This window comes from Actinomadura sp. NPDC048955 (assembly GCF_040649435.1).
GTDB classification, from domain to species: Bacteria; Actinomycetota; Actinomycetes; order Streptosporangiales; family Streptosporangiaceae; genus Spirillospora; species Spirillospora luteofluorescens.
Genome location: NZ_JBEZJI010000074.1, coordinates 37,482 through 43,481 on the forward strand (window position 1 = coordinate 37,482; position 6,000 = coordinate 43,481).

Sequence of the window (6,000 nt, forward strand, 5' to 3'; positions counted from 1 at the left end):
TTGCTGGCACGACCACCCTGCACCCGCTCCCCCACAGGCCAGGGCCGCCGTGGCGACCGCCCTGGCCGGGCAGGCCCGTGAAGCCGCCGAATGCCTGGCCAGCCTCAGCGGCCACTTGACCGCCGGCGCGCGTGGCCCGGCCCCAGGGCGGTGGCCGCCTGCCGGTAGGCGCGGGTCTCGCGCCCGTAGCTGGGCTGCGAGGGGCTGACCTTGAGGTAGGCGGTCCCGGTGGGGGGTTTGGTCTCCAGGCGCCAGACTCTTGATTCTTTGCGCGGCCAGGACGCGTCGGTGATGGCTGCGACGTCGGGCAGCTGGCCTGCCAGCCATCGGCGCAGGCCGGCAGGCAGAAATGCGGTATCGGCATCGGGTGTCATGACGCTTTCCCAGTATCACATGTGAGCTGTTGGAGGGACGGTCACGGGGCTATCGCGGAGAATGGCCGCTTCGGAGGATGGCCGCTTCGGTCGGTGAGGGTGGCGGGTCAGAAGTGCTGGGGAAGCCAGGGTTCGCGTTCCGCGGTGGCGTTCAGGGGCATGCCGATCGTCGCCGGGTCTGCGGCCCGCCAGCTTCGCGGCACCTTACCCCGCGTTATACTGGAAAGCGCGTAAGCCTCTCTTAATCGCGGCGGACTAGTCACCCGTCGGCAGGGGCGCGCGGGAAACGGCGGATCGGCCTTAGTGGCGAAGGTGTCCATTGAGGACTCCCCAACCCGGTGCACGGGCTGCTCCGTCGTTTCCCATTGCGCGAACGGCAGAGATATTGCCTCAGTGTCAGGCGATGGAGGCCAACACCTTCCAGATCATGCCGGGCGGGACTCCCACATCACGACCAGGTGGTCTCTCTACCGGGCCGGCGAACGTGGCCGCTATCACCGGGACGGGCCTTTCAGGGCAGTGAAGGGATGTCGGCGTAGGTGGTGGTGTCCGGCCAGATCAAGACGGTGTGGTCAATGGGTTGGCCGGCCCGGGTGTGAAGGGTGGTCGCGCGGACGAGGACGCTGGCGCCGGGCGGCAGGTGAAGGGCGGCCCCTTCCCAGCAGGTGGGGGATCGCGCGTTGATCCGGATGGTTGAGGTCGCGGGCCGGCGCCCGGTGTAGGCGGCGATGTTCCTCAGCCAAGCGCCCGGTACGCCGGTGGGGGATGTCCGCAAGCTGCTCAAGGCTGGCCAAGCGCAGTGGAGTTATGTCCGAATGGCCCGGCGATGGCGGCACGCAGTCCAGGCCGACGTGTGCCACGAGCCGCACTGATCATGGGCGTCGCCCCTCGCCCCGGCGCGTTTGCGCTGGTCAAGTGGCACCTGGCCACTCAACTGAGTGGAATTCGCAGGAAGCTGCCGGGTCGGCACCCCACACAGCAGTCGGAACTGGTTTTTAGCAGCATCACTGGGTGACATCTCCACTGACATTCTCTTCTCTAGAATGACGGAAGTCTCACCAGGAGAAGGTTGAAGCCGGACGAGTCGACAACTCATCCCTTCCTGAGATCTATAAAGCCAGCTCTTTTTAGCGAATAACTGACACCGAACGTGAAGGGGTAATGTGTTGCGGCTTCGCACCGCCGTCATCGCTCGACTGGCCGCCATGACCGCTGTCGCCCTGGCGACGACGACAGTCACCGCGGTCTCCTCCAGCGCTTGCCCCTCGCCCGACCAGGTGTTCGGGCAGCCTGACGGACTGGGCTTCGTCGTCACAGATCCTGCGCCCGTGCGCGAGCAACTACGGGACGCGGTCGGGCTGGATCTGCAGCCCCCGAAGACGGTGTCCGTCTCCGTCCGACTCACCGACGGGATAACTCGGACGGTCAGGCTGAGCGCGTCCACCACGCGAGCTGACCAACCCTCGACGGAGATCGTGCAGGCCCAGCCGAGCATCGGCCCCTGGACCACCGCGCCTGACCACGCGACCCCGTTCCTGTCGTACTCGGTCAGCGACATGGCCAGAGCGGGAATGCTACTGCGCCGGGCTGGTTTCAACCGCATAGCGGAAAGCGCTCAATTCGTCTTCTGGCAGGGACTGGGGGCGTCCTCATCCGACTGGTGGATGAAGGGACGCCCACGGGATCGCCCAACGACGATGCGCCACGTCCTGCGGCGCTGACCCTGTACCCATGTGATGTTGTTGGAATGCAGAAGCAGCTCGCCGACGGGCTCGGGGTGGCGTGGTCGGGCCCGCAGACGTTCACGCTGCCGTGGACGCTCGCCGACGGCAGCGTGCGGCTACACACCTCCACGTCAACGACCACGCAGGACGGCCAGCCGTTCCTGGCGATCGAGGCGCCTCATGGATTCCCGGGGGAGGACCCCTGCTCCGAGCAGCTATACCCCCTACTATTTGGTGGCCGCTGCACAGAATGTCGCCCAGGCCGAGGACCGAGCCGCCGGCGCCGGAATGCACCTGATCGCACGCGTCCCCGACCAGATCGCCGCCTACCACGGGGCCAATGGCCTGTCCCTGGAGATCGTCAACCCCGCCTTCCTGCCGCAGCAGTAGCCGCGCCCGCCCAAGGCGGTTGCGCGCCGGATTGCCGTTCAATCGGAACAGTGGGACACCGGCCGACCCGACCCCTGGTGCTCCGTCTCGTTGACCAGCGCTCTAACAGAAGATTGCCCGGGGGCCAGGAAGGCGACCAGCAGCACGGCCAGTGCCAGGCCGGCCCCCTTCTCTGCGGTCACGATCGCTTGAGCTCGGGCACCAGTGAGCGGGACAGTCGTCCCTTCCGGCTGGTGACCAGGCAGACGGCATCCCGTTGGCCGCGCGCCCATTCCAGCTCGTCCGGCCCCGCGTAACGCAGCAGGAGGTCCTTCGGCGGGGCAGTGCCGAAGACCTTCCGCGCCCGGTCCGCGCAGAGGGTGAGCACCTGGGCGTCGTTCGGGTATTTCTCCTGCTTCAGCGTTACTCTCGCGAACACCTGGACCTCGTGCTTCTGATCGCAGTCGACGAGTTCCACGCTGCCGGAGTCACTCCATGTCCCGACGCAGTCACCGGCGGCGAGTTCCGAGGTCATTCGCGGAGCGTTAGACAGGATGTACATCTTGGCTCCGTCCGAGTAGCGCAGAAGGCACCTCACCGCATGATCGCCGCCCTCCCACGCCCTCCGGTCGGGGCGGTCGACCACCAGCGTGAACTCCTCGCCGCGTCCGGCCTCGTACAGGGGCGCGGCCTCGCGCCGGCAGGCGCCTTGCGCATCGGCCGCCAGGCGCTCCTCACCGGGGTACCGAACAGCGGGCAGAACGGGCACGGCCAGGACCTCGCCCTGGTGGAGCTTCTCGCACGGTGCCGCCTGCGCGAAGACCTTCGCTCCCTCTCGCCGGAAATTGATGAAGCAGTCTCCCGCCGACAACGCGGACGCCCGCGGCCCTCCGGTCTCCGGGCCGCGGTTTTCCCCGTTCCCCGCCGCCACACTCAGAAGCACTGCGCCCGCCGTGAGCCAGGCACCGGACATCACCAGAGCGGCGACCGCCAGACCCCGGCCCTTCCCGCCGCGTCGGCGCGTCTGGACCAGAGCGGCGACGGCCAGCCCGATCGCGGGCACCGCCAGCCCCACCGCTCCGGCGATCAGTGCGGTCACGGCCCACCGGTTCGTGCGGCCCCGGTCGGGCCGGGAGGGGACCGGGGGCTCTGCAACGTTCTCACTCTCCGGCGGCTGCGTCACGGGAGGAACCTACGGCAGCAAGATCACAAAAAGGGCGCACCGTATCGAACTCGACGGCGCTCCGGAGAAAGGAGCCGCTGAGCGGCCAGACGGGCTGGTGTTATTGCAGGTCAGCGCGGGCAACGGCCGTGACGGTCATTGCTGGGTCCGAGCCGGGGATGAGTGTGATGGTGTCGCCGCGGGGTGCGGTGCCGGCGGCGCTGGAGTCTTGGACGCGGGCGCTCTTGCGGATGACGTACTGGTCCATGTCGAGCCGGATCTTCCTGCCGTTGATGTCGATCAGCAGGGGGAGAGTCATGGTGACGGCGAACTCGTCGTCGGCGGGAAGCAGATTCCTCGGCACCGGGAGCCTCGTCCAGGTGCCGGTGAGTTGTTCGCCGTTCAGGATCCGCGCGATGTCCAACGTCCGGCCCCACCACTGGGCGAAGGACGGTCCCGCAGGCAGGTGGGGGACTTCGATGCGTTCGTAGGTGTGGGCCTGGATGGTCTGCAGCGATTCCAGCGCCTGGACGTGCACTTTGGCCTGGGATGTCAGCGGGGACTTCAGGTCCTGCCACACCGGGCCGATGGGTTTTCCTCCGCCGCGGACCGCCAGCACGAGGGCATTGCCGTCCTCCAGGGAGGCGAGCAGCCTCATCGCGGGCAGTACCTCGGCCGGGGCGCGCCCCGCCAGGTGCATCGGAGTGATATCCAGCGTGTCTCTGTCGGACCCGTTGAGGCGCAGCTCCAGCCGGAACGCCCCACCCTGGTCCTGCGCGGCGATCCAGACGCCGGGACCGGCGGTAGCGCGGCCGTTCTCCACCTCGACCATGTCGAGGGTCTGAGGAATCGAGCCGTCGGGAGCCAGCGCCCGTACTTCGAGGTCGGGCATGTTTTGCACCGGCCGCGGCCAGATGCTGATGCGGCCCTCCCCGGGCAGCGCGGTGATTCCCGGTGGTCCGGTGACGTCGGTGATCCTGGCCGGCATGGCCTGCAAGGGCGCCCCGAATTCGCGGAAGTCGGCGAGTGCTTGGGCCTGGGGGGTGCCGGGAGTGGCGGTCAACTCGCTGGACATCACGATCGGGCGCAGCCGGGTGGATTCGGCGCTCAACGCGATCAGCCTCATCACCAGGTAGGTGACGGCATCGAGCTGCTGATACTGCACGAGCACGATCATGGGATCGCTTTGGGTGTCGGCATCCCACGGCTGGTCACTGACCTTGCCGGTCCGGACTTCGACTTCATAGCGATAGAAGGGGTCGAGTTCGTTGAGAGCAGCGGTGAGCGCCTGATGCCGCCCGATCACGGCGGCAAGCAGGTCGTCCCCCGCCTTCTGCGCGGGGACCTCCGTGCCCGCGTGCAAGGCCGCGGTCATAAGGCGCTGCAGACGCTCACCACCGTCGCCGAAGAAGTACTCCACCAGTGACGGCCGTCGCGCCGCCATCCCGTCCAGGATGCGGCCCCCCATCCACTCGACGCGGATGCCGTGGCCGGCGGTGAGCTCGGCCAGCCATTCCAACCGCTCGTGGGTGGGTTCCCAGGGCATGACCAACGTCCACGACCGCACCGGAAGGACGCGAAGGGTCTTGTCGACGAAGGTGCGCCAGGAGCGTTCGATGTCGTTGGCCTGCTTGGCGGTCAACTTCCCGGCGTATCGTTTGACCTGGTAGACGTCGAAACCGTCGGGATGTCGCACACAGATGTCCACTCCCCGATCCCCCCGGGAGGGGGTGATCTGGTTCCCGTGAGGGTGATCGAGCAGCAGCATCGCGGCGACGAACTCCTCAACGATCTCACCCGGCTCCCGTTCCCAGTTCACCTTCGCCATACGGCAATCTGAGCACGGACAAGCCGCACGAAAACGCCGCCACGTTGCCATCCACAGGGCCGGATCCGGTCGCCGACCACACCGCCCCACCCATCAACCACTCAGTTGACCGATCCCGCGGGGCACCGCCGCGTACCGACCTGCGGCGGGCACACCCGCCGCGCGCCCCGGATGGAAACAACTCCCCGCGCAAGCTGCGCGACAGCCTGGTCAACCGCCAACGCCGCATCGAGGCACTGAAGAGGGAGACGGGAGGCTCACGCCCAGCATGGCCGCCCGCCTCCAGCTCCGATGACGTCGGCGAGGTACCCGTAAGGTCGGACAACTCCACACTGCCAAGCACGGCGCGAGCCTGGGCTGGACACCGCCACTCCTGCAGGTCGCCCGGAACATCCCTCATTGCGGCACCGGCAACAGTTGCTCCCACCTGCCGAGCGGTCAGATGACGCCGGCTTCGGTCAGCCAGCGCCACAGTTCGTCTTGCTGCACGACCGTGACGCCGAGCTTCTCGGCCTTGCCGGTCTTGGCGGCTCCGACGTTGTC

The 6,000-nt window shown here is 67.7% G+C and carries 5 protein-coding genes; 2 read left to right on the plus strand and 3 right to left on the minus strand.

The genetic code is table 11. The features are described 5' to 3' along the window. Positions 1 to 104 precede the first annotated feature (104 nt). Positions 105 to 374, minus strand: coding sequence for a hypothetical protein (locus AB0C84_RS40280; RefSeq protein WP_361076632.1), 270 nt, complete (start codon positions 372 to 374; stop codon positions 105 to 107). 1,205 nt (positions 375 to 1,579) lie between these two features. On the opposite strand from AB0C84_RS40280, the gene AB0C84_RS40285 reads away from it, so the two are divergent. Beyond that, entirely contained in the window at positions 1,580 to 2,095 is a 516-nt protein-coding gene (locus tag AB0C84_RS40285) for a hypothetical protein (RefSeq protein WP_361076635.1), read from the plus strand. Positions 2,096 to 2,332: 237 nt separating this feature from the next. Continuing rightward, positions 2,333 to 2,488 carry a hypothetical protein gene (locus tag AB0C84_RS40290; protein ID WP_361076638.1) on the plus strand — a complete coding sequence of 52 codons (156 nt, stop codon included), beginning with the start codon at positions 2,333 to 2,335 and terminating at the stop codon, positions 2,486 to 2,488. A 178-nt stretch (positions 2,489 to 2,666) separates the two neighbouring features. On the opposite strand, the gene AB0C84_RS40295 is transcribed toward AB0C84_RS40290, so the two are convergent. After that, a complete protein-coding gene (locus tag AB0C84_RS40295) occupies positions 2,667 to 3,566 on the minus strand; it encodes a septum formation family protein (RefSeq protein ID WP_361076641.1) in 900 nt (299 codons plus the stop codon). Positions 3,567 to 3,750: 184 nt separating this feature from the next. Next, entirely contained in the window at positions 3,751 to 5,457 is a 1,707-nt protein-coding gene (locus AB0C84_RS40300) for a hypothetical protein (RefSeq protein ID WP_361076642.1), read from the minus strand. Positions 5,458 to 6,000: the final 543 nt, after the last annotated feature.

Coding starts and splice junctions, on each gene's coding strand:
- AB0C84_RS40280 (WP_361076632.1), bottom strand. CDS start 374: ATGACACCCGATGCCGATACCGCATTTCTGCCTGCCGGCCTGCGCCGA.
- AB0C84_RS40300 (WP_361076642.1), bottom strand. CDS start 5,457: ATGGCGAAGGTGAACTGGGAACGGGAGCCGGGTGAGATCGTTGAGGAG.
- AB0C84_RS40285 (WP_361076635.1), top strand. CDS start 1,580: ATGACCGCTGTCGCCCTGGCGACGACGACAGTCACCGCGGTCTCCTCC.